The following is an 18,913-nucleotide window of genomic DNA, read 5'->3' as shown; positions in this document are numbered from 1 at the left end:
CTCCCCACCCCGGTCAGCGCGGCCACCGCCCGCTCCTACCTCGCCTCCCTCACGGTCGCCACCGAGAACCGCACCGGCTACAACCGCGACCTGTTCCCCCACTGGATCACCCAGAGCGGCAGCTGCAACACCCGAGAGGTCGTCCTCCAGCGGGACGGCACCAACGTGGTGACCGACTCGAGCTGCGCCGCCACCAGCGGCCGCTGGTACTCCGTCTACGACGGCGCCACCTGGACCGCCGCCTCCGACGTGGACATCGACCACCTGGTCCCGCTCGCCGAGGCCTGGGACTCCGGCGCCAGCTCCTGGACCACCACCCGCCGCCAGGCCTTCGCCAACGACCTGACCCGGCCGCAGCTGATCGCCGTCACGGACAACGTCAACCAGTCCAAGGGCGACCAGGATCCGGCCGAATGGATGCCCCCGCTCAGCAGCTACCGCTGCGTCTACGCCCGCGCCTGGGTACAGGTGAAGTACTACTACGGCCTGTCGGTGGACTCGGCCGAGCGGAGCGCGCTCACCTCGATACTGAACGGCTGCTGACCCCGATCTCATCCCCCCACGACTCCGGCGGCTGACGGGAACGCCCCCACCGTCGACGGGCCCCACGCCCGGACGACGCCCCGTCACGCCGGCCGGAACCTCCCTCCTCCGTCGCGCCCCGTCGTGCTCACAACCCGGCGAGCGGCGGAGGAGGGACACGTTTCAGGCCTCCCGCCCCAGGGTCACCGTCCTGCCGCCCTCCTCGAAGGCGTCGAACGACAGCTCCCACGGCTCCTCGCCCGGCCAGAGGTACGTCACGCGGCCCTCCGCCGGCCGGTACTCCGCCGTGTAGACCGTGCCGCCCGCGCCCTCGTGGCCGTACCGGTAGAGCGGCGGCCGCAGCAACGCCCTCCGCACCTGCTCGGGCTCCCGGCCCTCGGCCACGGCCCTGACGGTCGCGAGCCGCTCCTCGGTGTTCGTCCCCCGCTCCTCCTCCTCGGAGACCGGCAGGTGCTGGTGGTTGGCGGCGCAGGCGAGCGCCCCGCCGGCCGCCGCGCCCGCCGCCTCGGTCGGCTCCATGTCGGGCCCGAGGTACACGGTCACCGCCCGCTCGCGGTCGACCAGCGTGAGGTTCTGCGACAGCGCGACCGGTATCCGGCGCAGCGCCGCGAGGGCCTCGTCCACCGTGTCGCAGGTCTCCAGCAGATAGCGGACCACGATCAACACGGCGAGACCCGGACCGTGCACCAGCCGGCCGCCGAAGGTCAGCGAGACGGCGAGCCCGGCGTCGTTCATCCCGTCGAGCAGCCCCCAGATCCCGTCCTGCGAACCGATCACCGGGCGCAGGAAGTTCGAGCTGACGAAGGTGCCCTCGACCTCGTCGGGCGGGAAGTCGTAGTTCCGCAGCAGGACGCCGTCGAACGCGGCCTGGGTGCAGGCGGCGAAGAACGGCCTGAACGCGGCCTGGGTGAGGAACGTCTCGCCGAGCCGCCCCCGGTCGAGCTGGGCCGCGAGCCGCTCCAACACCGGGACGAGCTCCGGCAGATGGGTGTCGAACAGCCGCCGCGCCTCGGCGGCGCCCGCCGCCGTCCGCCCCTCGTCGGTCAGCCACTTTTCGGCCTCCGGCCACGCCGCCCTGGCCTCGGCCGCCCACCGCCCGTCTCCCCCATCGCCGACCGCCGTGGCGCGAAACGTCTTCTTCAGAGCCATGATTGTCCCGGGACCTCCGCCTCGTCGTGAGTTGGCGCCGGTCAGCGTAGCCAAATTCCCGCTATTTCGGCAGTTCGAGATTTCACCTCGCTCGACTACGGAAAGCGACCAAAATTCCCGCCCTTTCTCCCGCCTTCTGTCCGCATTGGCCGAATGTCTATGCTGTGCGCGTGCGTAGCGACCTTTTCAAACCCGAATACCAGGCCCAGCCGCCCACCGCGCCGGGCATGTCCCTTCAGCACGCCAAGGCCATCAAGTACGTGGTCAACGGCGAGTGTCACGCCCGCCAGGGCTCGATGGTGGCCTTTCGCGGCAATCTGCAGTTCGAGGTGAAGTCCCAGGGCGTGGGCAACTTCCTGCGCCGCGCCGTCACCGGCGAGGGCCTGCCGCTGATGGCCGTGCGCGGTCAGGGGGAGGTGTGGTTCGCGCACAACTCGCAGAACTGCTTCGTGATGGATCTCGACCAGCCGGGCGAGGCCCTGTCCATCAACGGCCGCAACGTACTGTGTTTCGACCCGACCCTCTCCTACGAGATCAAGATGGTGGGCGGGGCCGGCATGACGGGCGGCGGCCTGTTCAACTGCCACTTCACCGGCCAGGGCCGCATCGGCCTGATCTCCGACGGCGAGCCCATCATCATCCCGGTCTCCTCGCAGGCCCCGGTCTACGTCGACACGGACGCGGTGGTCGGCTGGTCGGCCAACCTGCACACCTCGATCAACCAGAGCCAGAGCTTCGGCTCGATGCTGCGCGGCGGTTCTGGCGAGGCGATGCAGCTGGCCCTCCAGGGCGAGGGCTTCGTCATCGTCCAGCCGAGCGAGCTGAAGCCGCCGCCGGGACAGTAGGCGGCGGACCAGCGGTGGACGACCTGCCGGAGGGCCCAGGTCTCCTGGGCCTCCGCACCGTCCCGCCGACGGTCGTCGCCATGGTCCCGAGTCGCCGATAAGTTTCGAATGTCCGTCAGGAGCCTTGACACGGCCCCGCCGTGAGTCGAAGCTCTGGCCGCTCGCGGGTTCGGATCCCGCCCGCCCCCCGACCTGGCTTCGCTCCCGTTCGAGCATCGAGTAACCGGTTACTAGATTTCGTTTTCTAAGGGATGCCTCATGAACACCTCGCCCTCCCGCCGCACCGCACTCCAGGCCGTGGGCGCGACCGCCGTCGCCGGCTACGTCACCGGCTTCGCGGGCACCGCGCAGGCCGCCGCGCCGTCCGCGGCACCGACCGCGGCGGAGTCCGACACCGTCGAGGACAGAGTGATCGTCCACCCGCCTCTTCCGAGCGTGCCCACCAACAACGCCTTCACCGTCAAGGTGCGCCCCGTCGGCGGCACCTGGCAGACGCTCGGCGTCCACCTGGTCAGGCTCGCCCTCATCAACCCCGTCACCGGCGGCAACCAGGCGCAGAACTCCTCGATGGCCGCCTTCGACTTCTCCGGCACCGTCGAGGTCGAGGTCACCTACAACCGGGGCGGCGGCGAGACCGTTCGCGTCCGCCCGGACTCGTACGGCATCACGCCCGAGGTGCTCGGCGGCACCGCGCGCTTCACCCTGGACCGGCCCCGCAACCTCGTCGTGCAGGTCGACGACAAGGTCTTCGACTGCCTGCACCTGCTGGCCAACCCGATCGAGCAGGACCCGCCGGCCGAGGGCGACCGCGGGGTCATGTACTTCGGCCCCGGCCTGCACACCCACCCCGACCGCACGCTGCGGGTGCCGAGCGGCACCACCGTCCACCTGGCCGCCGGCGCCGTCCTCACCTCCGCCGTGGTCTTCGAGGGGGTGGAGAACGCCCGGCTGACCGGCCGCGGCGTGCTCTACAACGCGCCAGGCGGCGCGATCTTCGTCCGCGACTGTGAGAACGTCACCATCGACGGCGTCACGGTCCTCAACCCCCGGTACGAGAACGTCAGGGTCGCCGAGTCCCGGAACCTCACCATCAGGAACCTGCGCGCCTTCAGCCACCAGGGCTGGGGCGACGGCATCCAGCTCTACTGCTCGGAGAACGTCACCATCGACGGCTGCTTCCTGCGCACCTCGGACGACTGCGTCGCCCTCTACACCCACCGCTGGGACTTCTACGGCGACACCCGCAACATCACCGTCAGGAACTGCACGCTCTGGGCCGACGTCGCCCACCCGATCAACATCGGCGTGCACGGCAACCCCGACCCCAACGCCCCCGAGGTGCTGGAGAACCTGCGCTACGAGAACATCGACATCCTCGACCACCGCGAACCCCAGGTGCTCTACCAGGGCGCCATCGCCTTCATGGTCGGCGACGGCAACCTCGTCCGGGACGTCAGGTTCGACGACATCCGCGTGGAGAACTTCCGGCAGGGCCAGCTCGTCCACATGCGGATCACCAACAACCCGAAGTGGAACACCGCGCCAGGACGCGGCATAGAGAACGTCTACATCAAGGATCTCAGCTACCAGGGCACGAACGCCGACCTCTCGCTGATCGCCGGCCTCGACGGGGACCACGTCATCAGGGACGTCACCTTCGAGAACCTCCGCGTCAACGGCAGGGTGATCGCCGACAGCACCGGCAAGCCGAGGTGGTACCTGGCCTCGGACGGCGTGCCCATGTTCGTCAACGAACACGTCCAGAACATCCGCTTCCTCACCACCGCCGAGGCGGCGGCCCAGTGACCGCGCACCCCACCCGGCGGAGCTTCCTGACCGCCTCCTCCCTGCTGCTGGCGGCGGGCGCCGGCCTCGCCCTGCCCGCCCCGGCGCGCGCCGGCACGGCACCCGCCGGCTTCGTCCACCCCGGCCTGCTGCACACCGCCGCCGACCTCGCCCGCATGCGCGAGGCCGTCGCCGCCAAGGCGTCGCCGCAGTACGCGGGCTTCCAGGCGCTGGCCGCGCACCCGCGCTCCCAGGCCGGCTACGCCGTGGCCAACACCGGCCAGATCACCTCCTGGGGCCGCGGGCCCACCAACTTCATGTCCCAGGCGGTCGCCGACTCTGCCGCCGCCTACCAGAACGCCCTCATGTGGTGCGTCACCGGCGAGCGCGCCCACGCCGACAAGGCACGCGACATTCTCGACGCCTGGTCGGCCTCGCTCACCGCCGTCACCGGGGCCGACGGCCCGCTCGGCGCCGGGCTCCAGGGTTTCAAGTTCGTCAACGCCGCCGAGTTGCTGCGCCACAGCGGCTACGACGGCTGGGCGGCGGCGGACATCGCCCGCTGCGAGGAGTCATTCCTGCGCGTGTGGTACCCGGCCGTCTCGGGCTACATGCTCTACGCCAACGGCAACTGGGACCTCACCGCCGTCCAGACCATCCTCGCCATCGGCGTCTTCTGCGAGGACCGCACCCTCTTCGAGGACGCGCTGCGCTTCGCCGCCGCCGGCGCCGGAAACGGCAGCGTGCACGGCCGCATCGTCACCGACGCGGGCCAGGGGCAGGAGTCAGGACGCGACCAGGGCCACGAGCAGCTCGCCGTGGGCCTCCTCGCCGACGCCGCCCAGGTCGCCTGGAACCAGGGCGTGGACCTCTACGGCTTCGCCGACGACCGCATCCTGGCCAACGCCGAGTACGCCGCCCGCTACAACCTCGGCGACGACGTGCCGTTCACGCCCGACCTCGACCGGACCGGCAAGTACATCAAGCAGACCGTCTCCGACCGGGTCCGGGGCAATCTCCCGCCCATCTACGAGATGCTCCACGCCCACTACGCCGGCGTTCGCGGCCTGCCCGCGCCCCACCTGGCGCGGGTGGTCGCGAGCCGGGTGGAGGGCTCCAACGACGACCTACCGTCCTTCGGCACCCTCACCTACGCCGGTGCCGGGCCCGTGCCGGTGACCGCACCGCCCGCGGCCCCCGCCGGGCTCCACGCCGCCCCGGCCGGGGGCCGGGCGATCACCGTCTCCTGGCTCCCGGCCGTCGGCGCCGACAGCTACGCGCTGCACCGCGCCACCGCCCCCGCGGGACCGTACGAAACCCTCGCCGACGCCATCGCCGAGCCCACGTACACCGACACGACCGCCCGCGCGGGCCGCACCTACTACTACTCGGCCAGCGCCAGCAACGCCTCCGGCACCGGCCCCGACTCCCCGGTCATCGCCGCCGCCGCGGGGCTGCCGGGCTCCTGGGTCGCCACCGACGTGGGCGAGGTCCGCCGGCCAGGCACCACCGCCTTCGACGGCGAGCGCTTCACCATCGAGGCGGGCGGCGCCGACATCGGCGGCACCGCAGACGCGGCGCACTTCGTCCACCTCCCACTCGCCGGCGACGGCGTCCTGGTCGCCCGCGTCGTGTGGCCGCTCAGCTCGCAGTACTCCAAGGTCGGCCTGGCGATGCGCGCCTCCCTCGACGCGGGTGCCGCGCAGGCCGCGATGCTGATCCAGGGGCTGCCGCTGCACACCTTCAGCGGCGTGTGGACCACCCGCGCCGAGCCGGGCGGCCCCACCTCCGGCACCGGCAGCACCCCCGTGCCGCCCACCCAGCTCACGGCGATCACCTCGGCCGCCGCCTTCCCGCTCTCCGAGCTGGGCAGCCTCCCCGACTCCGCGACCCCGCTCGCCGCCCCCTACGTGGAGGGGGCGGGGGACGGCTACCGGATGCGGATGCCGTACTGGGTGCGTCTTGAGCGGCGCGGTAACCGTTTCACCGGGTCCATCTCGCCCGACGGCGCCATCTGGACCGAGGTCGGCACCACGCACCTGCCCGCCCTGGGCGGCACCCTCCGCGCCGGTCTCGTCCTCTCCTCCTGCCTCGGCGTCGACGCCTCCTACGCCGAGACCGGCACGGCGGCGTTCGACAACGTCCGCCTCACCACGCCAGGCCGTACGGGCTGGTCCGTGCCACGCCCCGTCACGATCGCCACCGGCTTGACCGCCAGGACCGGGCCCGACGCCGTCGAGCTCAGCTGGCGCGACCCCGACCCGTCCGCCCGCTACACCGTGCTGCGCGACGGCCGGGAGATCGCCACCGGCGTCGGCCCGGTCGGCTTCGGCACCCTCACCCGCCACACCGACCCCACCGGCACGCCGGGCCGCACCCACCACTACGCCGTCGCCAAGACCAACGTCGCCGGCGCGGGACCGCGTTCGGCCACGGCCAGCGCGGCCATGCCCACCCCGCACGCCCCGGAGCTCACCGGCCCAGGCGCCGCCTACGCCACCCTGGGCGTGCCCTTCCACCACCTCCTCCAGGCCAGCCACCACCCGCGACGGTTCTCCGCCGAGGGACTGCCCGAGGGGCTGCGTCTCGACCGGAGCACCGGGCTGATCTCCGGAGTTCCCGACCAGGCCGGCGAGTTCACCGTCTCCGTCGCCGCGTCCAACGCCGGCGGCTCGGTCACCGGCAGCCTCGCCCTCACCATCGGCACGCCGCCGCCCTCGCCCTGGACCTCCGGGGACCTCGGCGACCTGGTCGTGGACGAACGCCAGTTCGGCACCTACGGCGTGGTGGCGCTCCGCACCCCGGGCAACACCACCCACGACGCCGCTGCCGGCCGCTTCACCGTGCGCGGCGCGGGGACCGACCTCTCCGTCAACAACCAGGGCATGACCGGCCACTTCGCCCGGCGGCTGCTCAGCGGCGACGCCACCCTCACCGCCCGCCTGGTCTCCCGCTCCGGCGCCGTGACCGCCGATCGCGTCGGCCTGCTGATGGCGAAGTCGCTCTCGCCGTTCGACCTGGCCGCTGGCGCGATCCTCAGCGGCGGGACGACCCCACGGCTCATGCTGCGCACGAGGGTGGCAGGCGCCAGCACGTTCACCGGCACCGCCACCGCCCCGGCCCTTCCCCCGTGGCTGCGCCTGACCCGCGCCGGCACCACGTTCACCGCCGCCGTGTCCGCCGACGGCACCAGCTGGACGCCGCTCGCGGAGGGTTCCGTCCCGGCCTTCGGCGATGCCCCGTACTACGCGGGCCTCGTCGTGTGCTCCCGCGACCCTTCGCGGCTGACGACCGCCGTCTTCGAGGAGGTGAGCGTCGTGTGAGGCCGCGGCGGCGGCGGTGGTGGGCGGTGCCGCCCACCACCGCCGTCCGGGCCGCCCTGGCGGTGGCCAGTGACCTGGACGAATGGCACGTCATGGTCCTGCGGCCCCGTCCGCCGCCGAAAAACGCGTGGCCTTCCCCCCGGCGGAGCGTGGATCCTGTGCGCATGGCACAGACGAAGAAGCGCGCGGACCTGTTCCTCCCACCGGAGGAGGACCCCCGCGAAGGCGGCCCGACGCTGGGCGACGAGCGCGCCACGCTCGTGGAGTACCTGCGCTACCAGCGGCTCACGCTGGAGTTGAAGTGCGCGGACCTCGGCCCGGAGCAGCTGGCTCGCCGCTCGGTGCCGCCGTCCACCATGTCGCTGCTCGGCCTGGTGCGGCACCTGGCAGAGGTCGAACGCCGCTGGTTCCGCGTCCGCATGTCCGGGCTGCCGGACGTCGCCTACTACATCTCCACCGCGGAACCGGACGCCGACTGGGACGGCGCGGCCCCCGACCAGGCGCTGGTCGACGAGGCCTGGCGCAACTGGCGCACCGAGTGCGCTTTCGCCGACCGCTTCGTCGCCGAGGCCCCGACCCTGGACGTGACCGGCCGGACGGCCCAGGGCCCGGTCTCCCTCCGCGAGGTCCTGGTCCACATGATCGAGGAGTACGCCCGCCACAACGGCCACGCCGACCTCCTCCGCGAACTCATCGACGGCCGGGTCGGGCAGTAACGATGGAGCAGCGGGTCGCCATGGACACGTTGCGGGAGATCGCCGCCGACTTCGAGACGGACAACGCATCGCTGTCCCGAGACGAGGTGGCGGCGGCTCGCGCCCTGCTGCGCCGCGACCAGGCCCGCCCCCTGCCCGACAAGCTCCCGCCTGACGGCGAGGGTTCGACGACGCGCCGCCGCCCGTCGCGCGTACGGCCGCCCGCCCCGCGGACGTGCTCCACGTCGTCGCCGTCAGAGGTTGGGTAGATCAGCGGCCACGCCATCGCCATCGGCCGGCCAGACCAACCGGATCTCCCCCTCATCGAGCAGCGAGAACCACGGAATCGTTCTCCGTTGCACCAGGTCACCCAGGCGAATGGGCGACATCACCCGCGCCTGCCTCGGTCTCACCCACTTCGACACAACCGAACTCGCTCAATAAAAAACCTCATTGAGGACTGCGGGACCGGGGGCGGAGGATCCGAACGTCGGCAGAAGGTTCGGATAGCGCCGTGCGAGCCGGTCTCCGGTGAGGCCGGCCCGCAGGCGCAACTCCTTGAGCGTCTCGGCCAGTTCCCGCTTGGGATCGCCTCGCCGCTCGGGGTCAAGCGTCAAACCGTCTCACATACTCCACGTACGGGATCGACTCGGAGACCGCCAGCTCCCGCCAGGCGACATAGGGTGCGGGATCGCCCTGGTAGAGCTCACGGTTGAGCTGGGTGCCGTCCGGACGGTAGTGCATCAGGACCACCTTGGAGTCGTCGAAGATCCAGAAGTCCTGATCCGGCAGACCCGGGTTCTCGCGGTCCGTCAGGTCAAGGATGCGGATGTCCTCACCGACACGCACGTGATGGCGGTGGTAGTACTCGAACTCGAAGCGGAGGTAGTCCGACAGCGGACGGCGCAACACGTGCGCGCGCCCTATGCCCTTGCCCTCGCTCCGCCACTGGCGGACGTCGTCCATCCGGCGACCTCTCCCCCGGCTCGGAATCGCGCGAACTTCTCCGCCTCCTGCGGCACGGTGTACACCGGCAACGTCTCCAGCCGCCAGGCATCGCGCTTCATGGAGGTGAAGCAGTCGCGCCAATCCTCACCATCCACGTACACGGAAGGCCTCACGCAGTACCTCCTCCGGGATCTCGACCAGCCCTCGCCCTCACCGGCGAGGCGACGCGGTCTCAGGGGGTTCGCCACGCTCTGGGTCCCGCCCCGCAGGACGGTAGCTGGTTGATGCCCCGATCGTCACGTTGAGACACCGACTATGCGCGTTCCGGCATAAACGGCGGCGCGCGGGCCAGCGGTCGAGGGCCGGGGCCGGAAGCGTACGAACCGGACCGGCATTCGTGACATCCTTGCGCGGGTGAGTGACGGAATCAGCCGGATGGGCGGGCTTGACGGCGGTCGGGTTGCCGGGGCGCTGGCGCTCTCGCAGCGCAAGGAGTTCGAGGACGAGTTCGCCTTCGCGCTGCGCGGGGCGCGGATCACCTACGAGGTCGAGCCGCTGGCCGAGGTCGTTCGCACGTGGTGGGAGGCCGCGGGCGGCGACCAGGACCCGGTGGACGCCGATCGTTACCGCTCCCAGCGGGACGCCACCATCACCCGCCGCGCGCGGCACCGGTCGCAGCAGGACCCGACGCGCTGGGTCGACCGCACGGGGCCGGCCGTCTACGCCGCGCTGGCGTCGGACGACCGGGCGCGGTTCGCGCTGGACTTCGAGGGCGCGGCCGATCGCGCCGAGCGCACGTTCGACCACCGGCACCTGCTGCTGGTCGTCCACGACTGGTGGACCGCCGCCTGCCGGAACGCCAATCCCGAACAGATGGCGCAGGACCTGGAGTTGGCCCGCCGGATCGAGGCCGGTGACCTCAGCATGTTGGCGGAGGACGACGGGCAGCCATAGAGGGTGATCTACGACATTCGCTACGTCGACGTGGCGAAGCGCCAGCGGAACACGCTGCCTCGCGCGGCCAGGACCGCGTTCGACGACATGGAGCTGGAGATACGCGACGACCCGTACGACGGCGCGCACAAGGGTCGGGACGGCATCTGGTGGCGCGACTTCGGCTCGGGCGGCCAGGTCATGTACCTCATCTCGGACCCCATCCTCACCATCACCGTCCTCCGCGTCGTGCACCTCTGAGGACCCGGCCGCCGATCGGTGGCGCCATGGGTGCTGGGATGATCCTCGGTCATGGGTGACTGGTGCACGCAGGCGGGGCACGGGGTGCGGTTCGAGTGGGGTCCCGCGGGTGCGGCCCTCCTGGCCCAGGACGTCGCCTGCCTCGTCGTCGTCGACGTGCTGTCGTTCACCACGTCGGTGACGGTCGCCGTGGAGGCGGGGACGCGGGTCTTTCCCCATCCATGGCGTGACGAGACCGCCGGGGTGTTCGCCGACCGGACGGAAGCCAGTCTGGCGGTGGGACGGAGCCAGGTGAGCGAGAGGTCGCCGTGGTCCCTGTCTCCGACCGCGTTGCGCCGTGCCCCGTTCACTCCTCGGCTGGTGCTTCCCTCACCCAACGGCTCAAGCATCGCCGCGGCCGCCGGCGGAGCCACCGTGGTCGCCGGCGCGCTGCGGAACGCGACCGCCGTCGGCCGATGGCTGGCGGCTCAGGGCTATGGGACGGCCAAGCGGCCCGTCGCGGTGATCGCCTCGGGCGAGCGCTGGCCCGACGGCGGCCTCAGGCCGGCGCTCGAGGATCTGCTCGGCGCCGGAGCGGTCATCGCCGCGCTTCGCCGACACGGCGGGGACCGGCTCTCGCCGGAGGCGGCGGTGGCGGCGACGGCCTTCACCGAGGCGGGGAACGTCGGCGACGCCGTCACGGCCTGCTCCTCGGGACGCGAGCTCATCGGCCAGGGCTATGCCGGCGACGTGGCCGTCGCGACGGAGCTGGACGGCTGCGAGGTGGTTCCCGTCCTCGTCGAAGGGGCGTTCACCGCCGCCCGGAGGTAGGGCGCCCGCCGTTGTCAGACCCGTGTGCTGTGCTGGTGGTGGACGGGGCAGCGGACGGGGAGGACGAGCGGTGGAGGGGTCGGAGTGGCGACCGTTTCTCGAGCGGTGGAGCGCGGAGTGGATCGCCGGGCGTGAGCCGGGGCGTGACCGGCCGCTGGATCCCGAGGTGGTGCGCGACGGGTGGCTCGGTTTCGGGCCGGCGGCCGAGAAGGACGTCGCGGCGGCCGAGGAGCGGCTCGGGCGGCGGCTGCCGCCGTCGTTGCGGGAGTTCCTGCTGGTCACCGACGGCTGGCGGGACGCGGGGTGCTTCGTCTACCGGCTGGCGGGGGCGGCGGAGCTCGAGTGGCTGGTGGACACCGGGGACGCCAGTTGGATCGATGCCTACGGCGGCTGGTCATCGAACGGGGTGGACGACAACGGCGACCTCCTGCGGCGGTCGCTGCGGCTGTCGTTGCGAGGGGACGTGTGCGTCATGTTCCTCGACCCGGAGGACGTGGACGAGCACGGGGAGTGGGCCGGATACTGGCTGTCCTCCTGGTCGGGTGAGGGGCCGAAGCGCCATGGGTCGTTCCGTGAGCTGATGTACGACCAGTACGCCTCGTTCCACGCCCTCCGCCAGCCGCCGGGCGAGACGCGGGACCGGTGGGACGCCCGGGTCGAGAGCGCCAGGCGGGCCGCGTTGGGGGGTGCGGTCGAAGGGCCGGCGGCGGAGTTCGCGGAGGCGGCGCGCTTCGGTCGGCACCGGGCCGAGCTGCTGCGCGGTCAGCTGCTCGGCATGCGGGGCGACTGGTACGCCGCGCGGTTGGGCCACGCGGTGCTGTTCGCCGACGACCAGGACGCGCTGACCCGTGACCCGTTCTTCGGCGCCGAGTTGCTGCCGTTGCTCTTCGCCGAGGACCGGCTTGGGCACACGGGCGAGTTGTTCACGATTCAGCAGCTGATGCGCAGGGGCGGCGAGGCCGTCAAGGCCCGGATCGCCGACTTCGAGGCCCGCCGGCGCGAGCCGGGGTTCCGCCTCCCGCTGGGGAACGCGGAGTTCGACGCCGTGGCCCGTGGCATAGCCGACCGGCTGGCGGCCGAGCCGGATCCCGGGGCGCGACGGGCCCTCGGCGACGCCCTGTGGCCCGAGCTGCGGGCCGCGATGGCGCTGTGGCGGCCCGTCAGCGAGAACCACGTGGCGCCCGTGGTGCTGATGGCCGAGCCGGTGCTGGGCGAGCTGATCACCCCGGAGCGGGGGCGGGAGCTGCTCGCCCAGCCGCGCGGCTAGGCCCAGGGCCGGGAGACGAGCCTCACCAGTCGTGGACCGTGCCGTCGGTGAGGCGGTTAACGGGGAGGTAGGCCGGCTGGTAGGGGTGGGCGGCCGCGGCCGTGTCGTTGAGGGTGACGCCGAGGCCCGGGGTGTCGGAGGGATGGAGGAGGCCGTTCTCGAAGCGGTAGGTGGTCTCGAACACCTCGAGCGTCGCGGCGGAATGGCGCATGTACTCCTGGATGCCGAAGTTGTGGATAGCCAGGTCGAGGTGGAGGGCGGCGGCCTGGCCGACCGGGGAGATGTCGGTGGGGCCGTGCATGCCGGACTTGACGCCGTAGACGGCGGCCAGGTCGAGCAGCTTTTTCATGGCCGTGACGCCGCCGGTGTGGGTGACGGCGGAGCGGACGTAGTCGATCAGGCGCTCGGAGAGCAGGGTGGTGTAGTCGTGGACGTGGTTGAACACCTCGCCGATCGCCAGCGGCGTGGTGGTGTGCTGGCGGATCAGGCGCAGGGCGGTCTGGTCCTCGCCCGGGGTGGCGTCCTCCAGCCAGAACAGGTCGTACGGCTCCAGGGCCTTGCCCAGCTTGGCGGCCTGGATCGGGGTCATCCGGTGGTGGCCGTCGTGCAGCAGCGGCAGTTCCGCGCCGAACTCCGCGCGGACCGCCTCGAAGACCGTGGGGATGTGGCGCAGGTAGGCGCGGGTGTCCCAGGTCTCCTCGACGGGCACGGCGGTGGGGCGGGCCGGCTCGTAGTCGTAGCGCTCGCCGCCGCCGGCGGCCGAGGCGGCGACGCCGTAGACGGAGTCGAGCCCCGGGATGCCGGTCTGCACGCGGATGGCCCGGTAGCCGGCCTCCAGGTGGGCGCGGATGGAGTCGAGGAGTTCGGGTGTGTCGCGGCCCGAGGCGTGGCCGTAGGCCAGGGCGCCGGCGCGCGAGGCGCCGCCGAGCAGCTGGTAGAGCGGCATGCCGGCGGCCTTGGCCTTGATGTCCCACAGCGCCATGTCGACGGCGGCGATGGCGGCCATGGTGACGGGGCCGCGCCGCCAGTAGGCGCCGCGGTAGAGGTACTGCCAGGTGTCCTCGATGCGGCCGGCGTCGCGGCCGATCAGCAGCGGGATGACGTGGTCGCGCAGATAGGAGTCGACGGACAGCTCGCGCCCGTTGAGGGTGGCGTCGCCCAGGCCCGTGACGCCGTCCTCGGTGGTGATGCGGAGGGTGACGAAGTTGCGTCCGGGGCTGGTGACGATGGTCTCGGCGGCGGTGATCTTCATCGGAAGGGGCCTCCTCAGCGGGCGAGTTCGGCGACCACGACGCCGAACGGTGGCAGGTCGACGGTGGGCAGCTTCGCACCGTCCAGGTCGAAGAGGGAGCCGGAGGCCAGGGCCGGCGTGCAGGACAGCGGCTCGTCGTGCTGGCTGACGAACCAGACGAAGGTGCAGCCGTCCTCGTGCGTCATCGTGCCGACCAGCACCCGCGGGTCGTCCACGGTGACCTCGGGGGTGACGCCGGCCTCGGCGGCCAGCGCCGCGTACAGCCGCCAGGTGGGCTCGGGGTTGGCGCGGGGGGTGACGGCGGCCATGTGCTCGATCGGGTAGGTGCACAGGATCATCCGACCGTTGCCGACCGTGTGGGACAGCAGGGCAGGGCGGCCGTGCGCGTCGACCGCGACGACCTCGGCGCCGTCCGGCTCGACGGGCAGGTAGGCGCGGGAGTTCTCGGTGCCCGCGACCGTGAAGGCCAGTTCCTCGCCGGCCCTGATGGTGCCGAAGTCACGCCGGAACACCATCCGCAGCTCGTCGTCCTCGATGGGGTCGGTCAGGCCGTAGCGCAGGGCCTTCCGCACGCCGAAGGTCTCGTCGAGCCGCGGCCACCAGGGGCCGCGTTGGTTGGAGTGCTCGCCGACGAAGTAGGAGGCGTAGACGGTCGCGCCGGCCGCCGCCCGCTCGGTGAGGGCGCGCCAGCCGGGGGCGGTGAGCTGCTTGGCGGACGGCAGCAGATAGAGCGCGCAGTCGTCGGGCAGACCGTCGGCCTCCCGGGCCACGCCCACCGGCAGGTCGGCCTCGCGGGCGGCGACGTACGCCTGCCGCGTGTGGGCGAAGACGCTGGTGGCGTCCTCGGGTTGGGTGAAGGGGTACATCTTCTCCAGGAAGGAGGAGACGACCAGCGCCACGGACGTGTCGGGGCGGTGCAGCCGGGGGAAGTCCAGGCGGTCAAGGACCTCCGCGAAGCGCTTGACCTCCCGCAGCTGCTCCTTGGGCCGGCCGAGGTGGTCGGTGAGGCCGAAGTGCATCTCGAACGGGTGGTGGCTGTACGGCTCCTGCTCGTACAGGTCGTCGTAGTCCGTGTTGTTCCACGGGATCCAGCCGGTCGCGCCGGCCAGCAGGGTGTTGTGCAGCACCTGCCGGTAGTAGTGGGCGGCGTTCTCCTCCGAGACGTAGTCGGAGGTGAGGCCGAACTCCTCCATGATCACCGGCCTGCCCTCGATGTCCAGCAGCTCGCAGATGAACGCGGCGCCCAGGTGCTGGCGTACGGCGTCGGTCTCCATCCGGTAGACGTGCGGGCCGTGGAAGTCGATCAGCGGGGCGAGGTCGCGGACCCGGAAGCCGTTGTCGGCACCGGTGACCTCGACGCCCCAGGCGCCGTCGCCGACCGAGACGGGCTGGGTGGCGCCGGCGGCGCGCAGCGCGTCGATCAGGGTGCGGGCCCAGGCGGTGACGGCGACGTGGTCGACGGTGCCGATGCCGCGCGACTGCCAGTGGGCGTAGATCGGTATCTCGTTGGTGAGCAGCCAGCCGGCGACGGCCGGGTGGTCCTTCCAGCGGGCGGCCAAGGTGCCGACGTACCACTCCTGTTGGGCGACGAAGGAGGCGTCCGAGAAGATGTCGCGGCCGGCGCGCCAGGCGGGGTCCCAGTTCTGTCCCGACATGTGGCCGACGATGAACGTCGGGATGGTGGTCATGCCGAGCGCCTGGTGGCGGTCGAGGAAGTCGTCGAAGTGGGCGAGGAGTTCCTCGTCCAGGGTGTTCTCGGCCGGCATGAAGTCGGGCCAGTAGAGGAAGGAGCGGGTGAGCGTGATGCCGTGCTCGCGCATGGTGCGCAGTTCCTCGTCGATGACGGCGGGTTGGTAGTTCCGCCACATCAGGGGCCCGCCGGTCCTCGACCAGTAGTTGACCCCAATCCAGACGGCGGGCTCGCCGCCGCCGTCCTGGAGCTTCGCCGCGTTACGCCTCATCGGTGGTTCCGTTCCTTCCAGCGGGCCGTGCGATACCCGCCAGGTATATCGTTTTACCAATCGGCTGTCGACCCGCTCCCCGGCACGTGGAACCCGCCCCGATCAGGCCGGGAGCGCGGTCGGTACGGTCCTGTCGATGAAACGGCTCATGTGAGTGCTCCGAGCAGCCAGTCGGCGGTCGAGGGCAGCCAGTCGGTCCTGGCGTTGCCGAGCAGGTGGTCGCCGTGCGGGACGAGGACGTACTCGCCGCGCGGGGCCAGGCGGGCCAGCGGCTCCCCGTTGGTCACCCCGGGGGTGACGTCCTGGCCGCCGTCCACCACCCGGAGTGAGCAGGCGATGCGCGGCGCCAGCGCGGACAGGTCGACCCGGTGGACGAAGTCGCGGGCCGCGCCGGCACCTCCGGCCCGCCGGGTGAGGATGTCCCGCACCGGGGGCGGCAGGGCGTCCCAGTCGAGGCGGAAGGGGCCGCTCACGGTGGCGGCGGCGGCCACCCGGGGCTCGTGGGCGGCGCTTTCGGCGACGTAGTAGCCGCCCAGGCTCAGCCCGACGAGCCCGACCCGGTCGACGCCGAGCGCGTCGATGACCTGGCCGATCACCCGGTGGTAGTCGGGCCTGACGGTCGTGGTGGCCGCGAGCGCGCCCTGCCCCGGGCCGTCCATCGAGAACACGGCCAGCCCCCTGCGCAGCAGGGCCGCCGTGACGGCGTGGAACTCCTCCTTGCCGGAGTCCAGGCCGGGCACGACGACGACGGTGCCGGGCGCGTTCGCCGAGCCGCGCAGCCAACCGGTGAAGGCGGGCCCGTCGAGCCGGCGGGCGCCGGGCTCCAGGAGCTGGAGCGCGCGGGCCATGGCGGCGTCCGCCTCGGCGGCGGCCAGGTCCTGGTCCGCGTGCGGCGCCAGGGTGGCGATGTGGAACCAGCGCGCCGCCATCTGCCGGTACTCACCCGCCGAGACGGCCGAGGCGGCCCGCTCGGCGCGCGCGAGATACCGCCGCGCGGTCGTGATGAACGCCTGTCCCCAGTCGTCGGCCGAGGCCAGCCCGCTGGTGACGCGCCGGTACTCGTGTGGGTCGAGGCCGGCGCCGGTGGCGCGGGTCAGATGGGCGGCGGCGAGGTCGGCGGCGGAGGGGGCGACGGGGTCGGCGGCGCTCATCACATCGCCTCCGTGGTAAGGACGGCCTTGCCGCGGATCCGGCGTTCCCGCAGATCCACCAGGGCCTCCGCGGTACGCTCCCAACCCACGGCGCGGTCGATCTCCGGACGCAGCCGTCCGCTCGCCACCAGCCGCACCAGGGTGGCGAGGTCGCGGCCGTAGGGAGCGCCGGCGTAGTGGAAGTGCCGGATCGTGGCCCCTTCTGGACCGGCGAGTAGATCGAAGAAGTCCAGCGTCACCGGGGTGCGGCTGGCCTGGCCGAACCAGATCAGGGTGCCGCCCGCTACCAGCCGGGACAGCGCGGCCGGCAGGTCGGCGCCGCCGGTGGATTCCAGCACCAGGTCGAACGGCCCCCGGGCCGCGGCCACCTCGTGTACGACCGCCGCCGCGCCCAGCTCGCCGAGCCGCTCGCCACGCGACGGCGTGGCGGTCACCACGGTGAGGTCGGCGCCAGCCGCGGCGGCCAGCTCGGTGACGTAGTGGCCGACGCCGCCCGAGGCGCCGGTCAGCAGCACGCGCCGGCCCGCCAGACCGCCGGCGGCGCGCAGCAGCCGGAGCGCGGTGATCCCGGCCAGCGGCAGGGCCGCCGCCTGGACGGCGCCGACGCCGTCCGGCAGCGCGGCGAGGGAGTGCGTGGGCACGGCCACGTACTCGGCCCAGCCGCCCCGCGGCGGGTGCCCCACGACGCGGGTGCCCGTCCGCGGTCCCGAACCGTCGGCCGCCGCCCGCACCACCAGGCCGGCGATGTCCTTGCCGGGGGTCAGGCCCGGCTCCGGCCGCTCGAGAAGGAACGTCTCGCCCCGGTTCGGCGCGAACGCCTCGACCCGGACCAACGCCTCGTTCGGCGCCGGCACCGGCTGGGCGTCCTCGGCGAACTCCACCGGGCGCGCCGGGTCTCCCGTGGGAATCAGTCTTCGCATTCCCCCAGGTAACCGACGGCACCGCGGCGCGGTCCAACAACGCCCGGGGAGCGGCGACAACCAACGGTTGTCGCCTATGGTTGGGAGGCGTGGATCTGGACCTGGCGCAGGTGCGTGCCTTCGTGCTCGCCGCGCAGGAGCTGCACTTCGGGCGGGCGGCCGAGGAGCTCGCGATCTCACAGCAGGCGCTGTCCAAACGCGTCGCGCGCCTCGAGTCCGGACTCGGCACCGAGTTGTTCCGGCGCGGCGGCCACGGGGTACGGCTCACCGAGGCCGGGCGCCGTTTCCTGGAACCGGCCAGGCAGGCGCTGGCGGCGGCCGACCGGGCCGTGGCGGCGGTGGTTGAGGAGCACCGGCCGCTGCGGGTTGACGTGTGGGGCCACCTGTACGCGCCGATGCGGACGCTGGCGCAGGTGGCGGCGCGGACCGGTTCGCCGCCGCTTGAGCTCGGACACGGCCGGGACCTGCCATCGGTGGCGGCGGCGCTGGCGCACGGCGACATCGACGCCGCCTTCGGACGCGTCCATCCGCCGCTACCCGCCGGCCTGACGCATCGACTGGTGCGGTTGGAGCCGGTGGACGCCGTTCTCGGCGCGCACCATCCGCTGGCGGCCGAGCCCGCGCTGCGGCCGAGGCAGCTGCGGGACAGCGTGCTGTGGACGCCCGGCGCGCTGGGCCGCCTCGACTTCCTCCGCCGCTTCGCCGAGCGGTTCGGCATCCGCGACCACGCCGAGGGAGCCAACCTGGGCCTCGACCACTTCCTCGCCGGTCTCGACGCGGATCCGAGGCGCTTCGCGCTGCTGCCGGCCGACGTGCCGCTCCCCGAGGGCCTGGGCGTCCGGTCCGTTCCGCTCGTGGATCCCACGCCGCTGTACGCCTGGTCACTGCTGTGGTGCGGCGGCGGGCACCCGTGGCTGCGCGGGCTGGTGAGAGCGTTGGCCGCGGAGGCGGGGCGCTGCCGCTGGCTGGAGTACGACCCGGCGCGCGACTGGCTGCCGGAACCCGTGCCACCGGCGCTGGCCGACCGGCACGACGGCTGACCCTGCCCGCGGTGATCCACGTCACGGCCG

The 18,913-nt window shown here is 72.5% G+C and carries 17 protein-coding genes and 1 pseudogene; 11 read left to right on the top strand and 7 right to left on the bottom strand.

Annotated elements, in window-relative coordinates:
• On the top strand, nt 1-543 hold a 543-nt coding region (locus E1265_RS08865; RefSeq protein ID WP_132929694.1), incomplete at its 5' end, for an HNH endonuclease family protein.
• A gap of 162 nt (nt 544-705) precedes the next feature.
• Here E1265_RS08865 and E1265_RS08860 read toward each other — a convergent pair.
• Entirely contained in the window at nt 706-1,692 is a 987-nt protein-coding gene (locus E1265_RS08860) for a C45 family peptidase (RefSeq protein ID WP_132929693.1), read from the bottom strand.
• Between the two features lie 170 nt (nt 1,693-1,862).
• Between E1265_RS08860 and E1265_RS08855 the strand changes: the two genes are divergently transcribed.
• The 5 genes from E1265_RS08855 (at nt 1,863) to E1265_RS08835 (ending at nt 8,609) form a co-directional block, all read left to right on the top strand.
• A complete protein-coding gene (locus E1265_RS08855) occupies nt 1,863-2,537 on the top strand; it encodes an AIM24 family protein (RefSeq protein ID WP_132929692.1) in 675 nt (224 codons plus the stop codon).
• Nucleotides 2,538-2,795: 258 nt separating this feature from the next.
• Nucleotides 2,796-4,343 carry a glycosyl hydrolase family 28 protein gene (locus E1265_RS08850; RefSeq protein ID WP_132929691.1) on the top strand — a complete coding sequence of 516 codons (1,548 nt, stop codon included), beginning with the start codon at nt 2,796-2,798 and terminating at the stop codon, nt 4,341-4,343.
• Nucleotides 4,340-7,645 (top strand): alginate lyase family protein, encoded by a 3,306-nt coding sequence (locus E1265_RS08845; protein ID WP_132929690.1) that lies wholly within the window; start codon nt 4,340-4,342, stop codon nt 7,643-7,645. Before E1265_RS08850 ends, E1265_RS08845 begins: the two co-directional genes overlap by 4 nt.
• A gap of 164 nt (nt 7,646-7,809) precedes the next feature.
• Nucleotides 7,810-8,361 (top strand): DinB family protein, encoded by a 552-nt coding sequence (locus E1265_RS08840; RefSeq protein ID WP_132929689.1) that lies wholly within the window; start codon nt 7,810-7,812, stop codon nt 8,359-8,361.
• A gap of 2 nt (nt 8,362-8,363) precedes the next feature.
• Nucleotides 8,364-8,609 (top strand): hypothetical protein, encoded by a 246-nt coding sequence (locus E1265_RS08835; RefSeq protein ID WP_132929688.1) that lies wholly within the window; start codon nt 8,364-8,366, stop codon nt 8,607-8,609.
• A gap of 168 nt (nt 8,610-8,777) precedes the next feature.
• On the opposite strand, the gene E1265_RS37910 is transcribed toward E1265_RS08835, so the two are convergent.
• Nucleotides 8,778-8,957, bottom strand: a complete 180-nt coding sequence (locus E1265_RS37910) for a hypothetical protein (protein WP_207931007.1) — start codon at nt 8,955-8,957, stop codon at nt 8,778-8,780.
• Nucleotides 8,947-9,407 (bottom strand): annotated as a pseudogene (locus tag E1265_RS08825) (DUF6879 family protein). The gene E1265_RS37910 and the pseudogene E1265_RS08825 overlap by 11 nt, the downstream one beginning before the upstream one ends.
• Before the next feature lie 295 nt (nt 9,408-9,702).
• Here E1265_RS08825 and E1265_RS08820 point away from each other — a divergent pair.
• From E1265_RS08820 to E1265_RS08805, 4 genes are all read left to right on the top strand, one after another.
• On the top strand, nt 9,703-10,242 hold the full coding sequence (locus E1265_RS08820) for a DUF6247 family protein (protein ID WP_132929687.1): 540 nt from the start codon (nt 9,703-9,705) through the stop codon (nt 10,240-10,242).
• A gap of 3 nt (nt 10,243-10,245) precedes the next feature.
• A complete protein-coding gene (locus E1265_RS08815; protein WP_132929686.1) occupies nt 10,246-10,482 on the top strand; it encodes a hypothetical protein in 237 nt (78 codons plus the stop codon).
• A gap of 51 nt (nt 10,483-10,533) precedes the next feature.
• Entirely contained in the window at nt 10,534-11,292 is a 759-nt protein-coding gene (locus E1265_RS08810; RefSeq protein ID WP_132929685.1) for a 2-phosphosulfolactate phosphatase, read from the top strand.
• Nucleotides 11,293-11,362: 70 nt separating this feature from the next.
• Nucleotides 11,363-12,559, top strand: a complete 1,197-nt coding sequence (locus E1265_RS08805) for an SMI1/KNR4 family protein (protein ID WP_132929684.1) — start codon at nt 11,363-11,365, stop codon at nt 12,557-12,559.
• A 22-nt stretch (nt 12,560-12,581) separates the two neighbouring features.
• Here the strand turns inward: E1265_RS08805 and manD are convergent, their stop codons facing one another.
• From manD to E1265_RS08785, 4 genes are all read right to left on the bottom strand, one after another.
• Nucleotides 12,582-13,811, bottom strand: a complete 1,230-nt coding sequence (gene manD / locus E1265_RS08800; RefSeq protein ID WP_132929683.1) for a D-mannonate dehydratase ManD — start codon at nt 13,809-13,811, stop codon at nt 12,582-12,584.
• A gap of 14 nt (nt 13,812-13,825) precedes the next feature.
• Nucleotides 13,826-15,772 (bottom strand): cellulase family glycosylhydrolase, encoded by a 1,947-nt coding sequence (locus E1265_RS08795; protein WP_132929682.1) that lies wholly within the window; start codon nt 15,770-15,772, stop codon nt 13,826-13,828.
• Between the two features lie 146 nt (nt 15,773-15,918).
• Nucleotides 15,919-16,923, bottom strand: coding sequence for an alpha/beta fold hydrolase (locus E1265_RS08790; protein WP_132929681.1), 1,005 nt, complete (start codon nt 16,921-16,923; stop codon nt 15,919-15,921).
• Nucleotides 16,923-17,843, bottom strand: a complete 921-nt coding sequence (locus tag E1265_RS08785; protein ID WP_132929680.1) for a zinc-binding dehydrogenase — start codon at nt 17,841-17,843, stop codon at nt 16,923-16,925. Before E1265_RS08785 ends, E1265_RS08790 begins: the two co-directional genes overlap by 1 nt.
• Before the next feature lie 89 nt (nt 17,844-17,932).
• Between E1265_RS08785 and E1265_RS08780 the strand changes: the two genes are divergently transcribed.
• Nucleotides 17,933-18,883, top strand: coding sequence for a LysR family transcriptional regulator (locus E1265_RS08780; RefSeq protein ID WP_132929679.1), 951 nt, complete (start codon nt 17,933-17,935; stop codon nt 18,881-18,883).
• The last annotated feature ends 30 nt before the right edge of the window (nt 18,884-18,913 follow it).

The organism is Streptomyces sp. 8K308 (assembly GCF_004348315.1).
Classification (GTDB): domain Bacteria; phylum Actinomycetota; class Actinomycetes; order Streptomycetales; family Streptomycetaceae; genus Streptomyces.
Note: the sequence above shows the minus strand (reverse complement) of the source record. Positions and strands in the feature narration are given on the sequence as shown.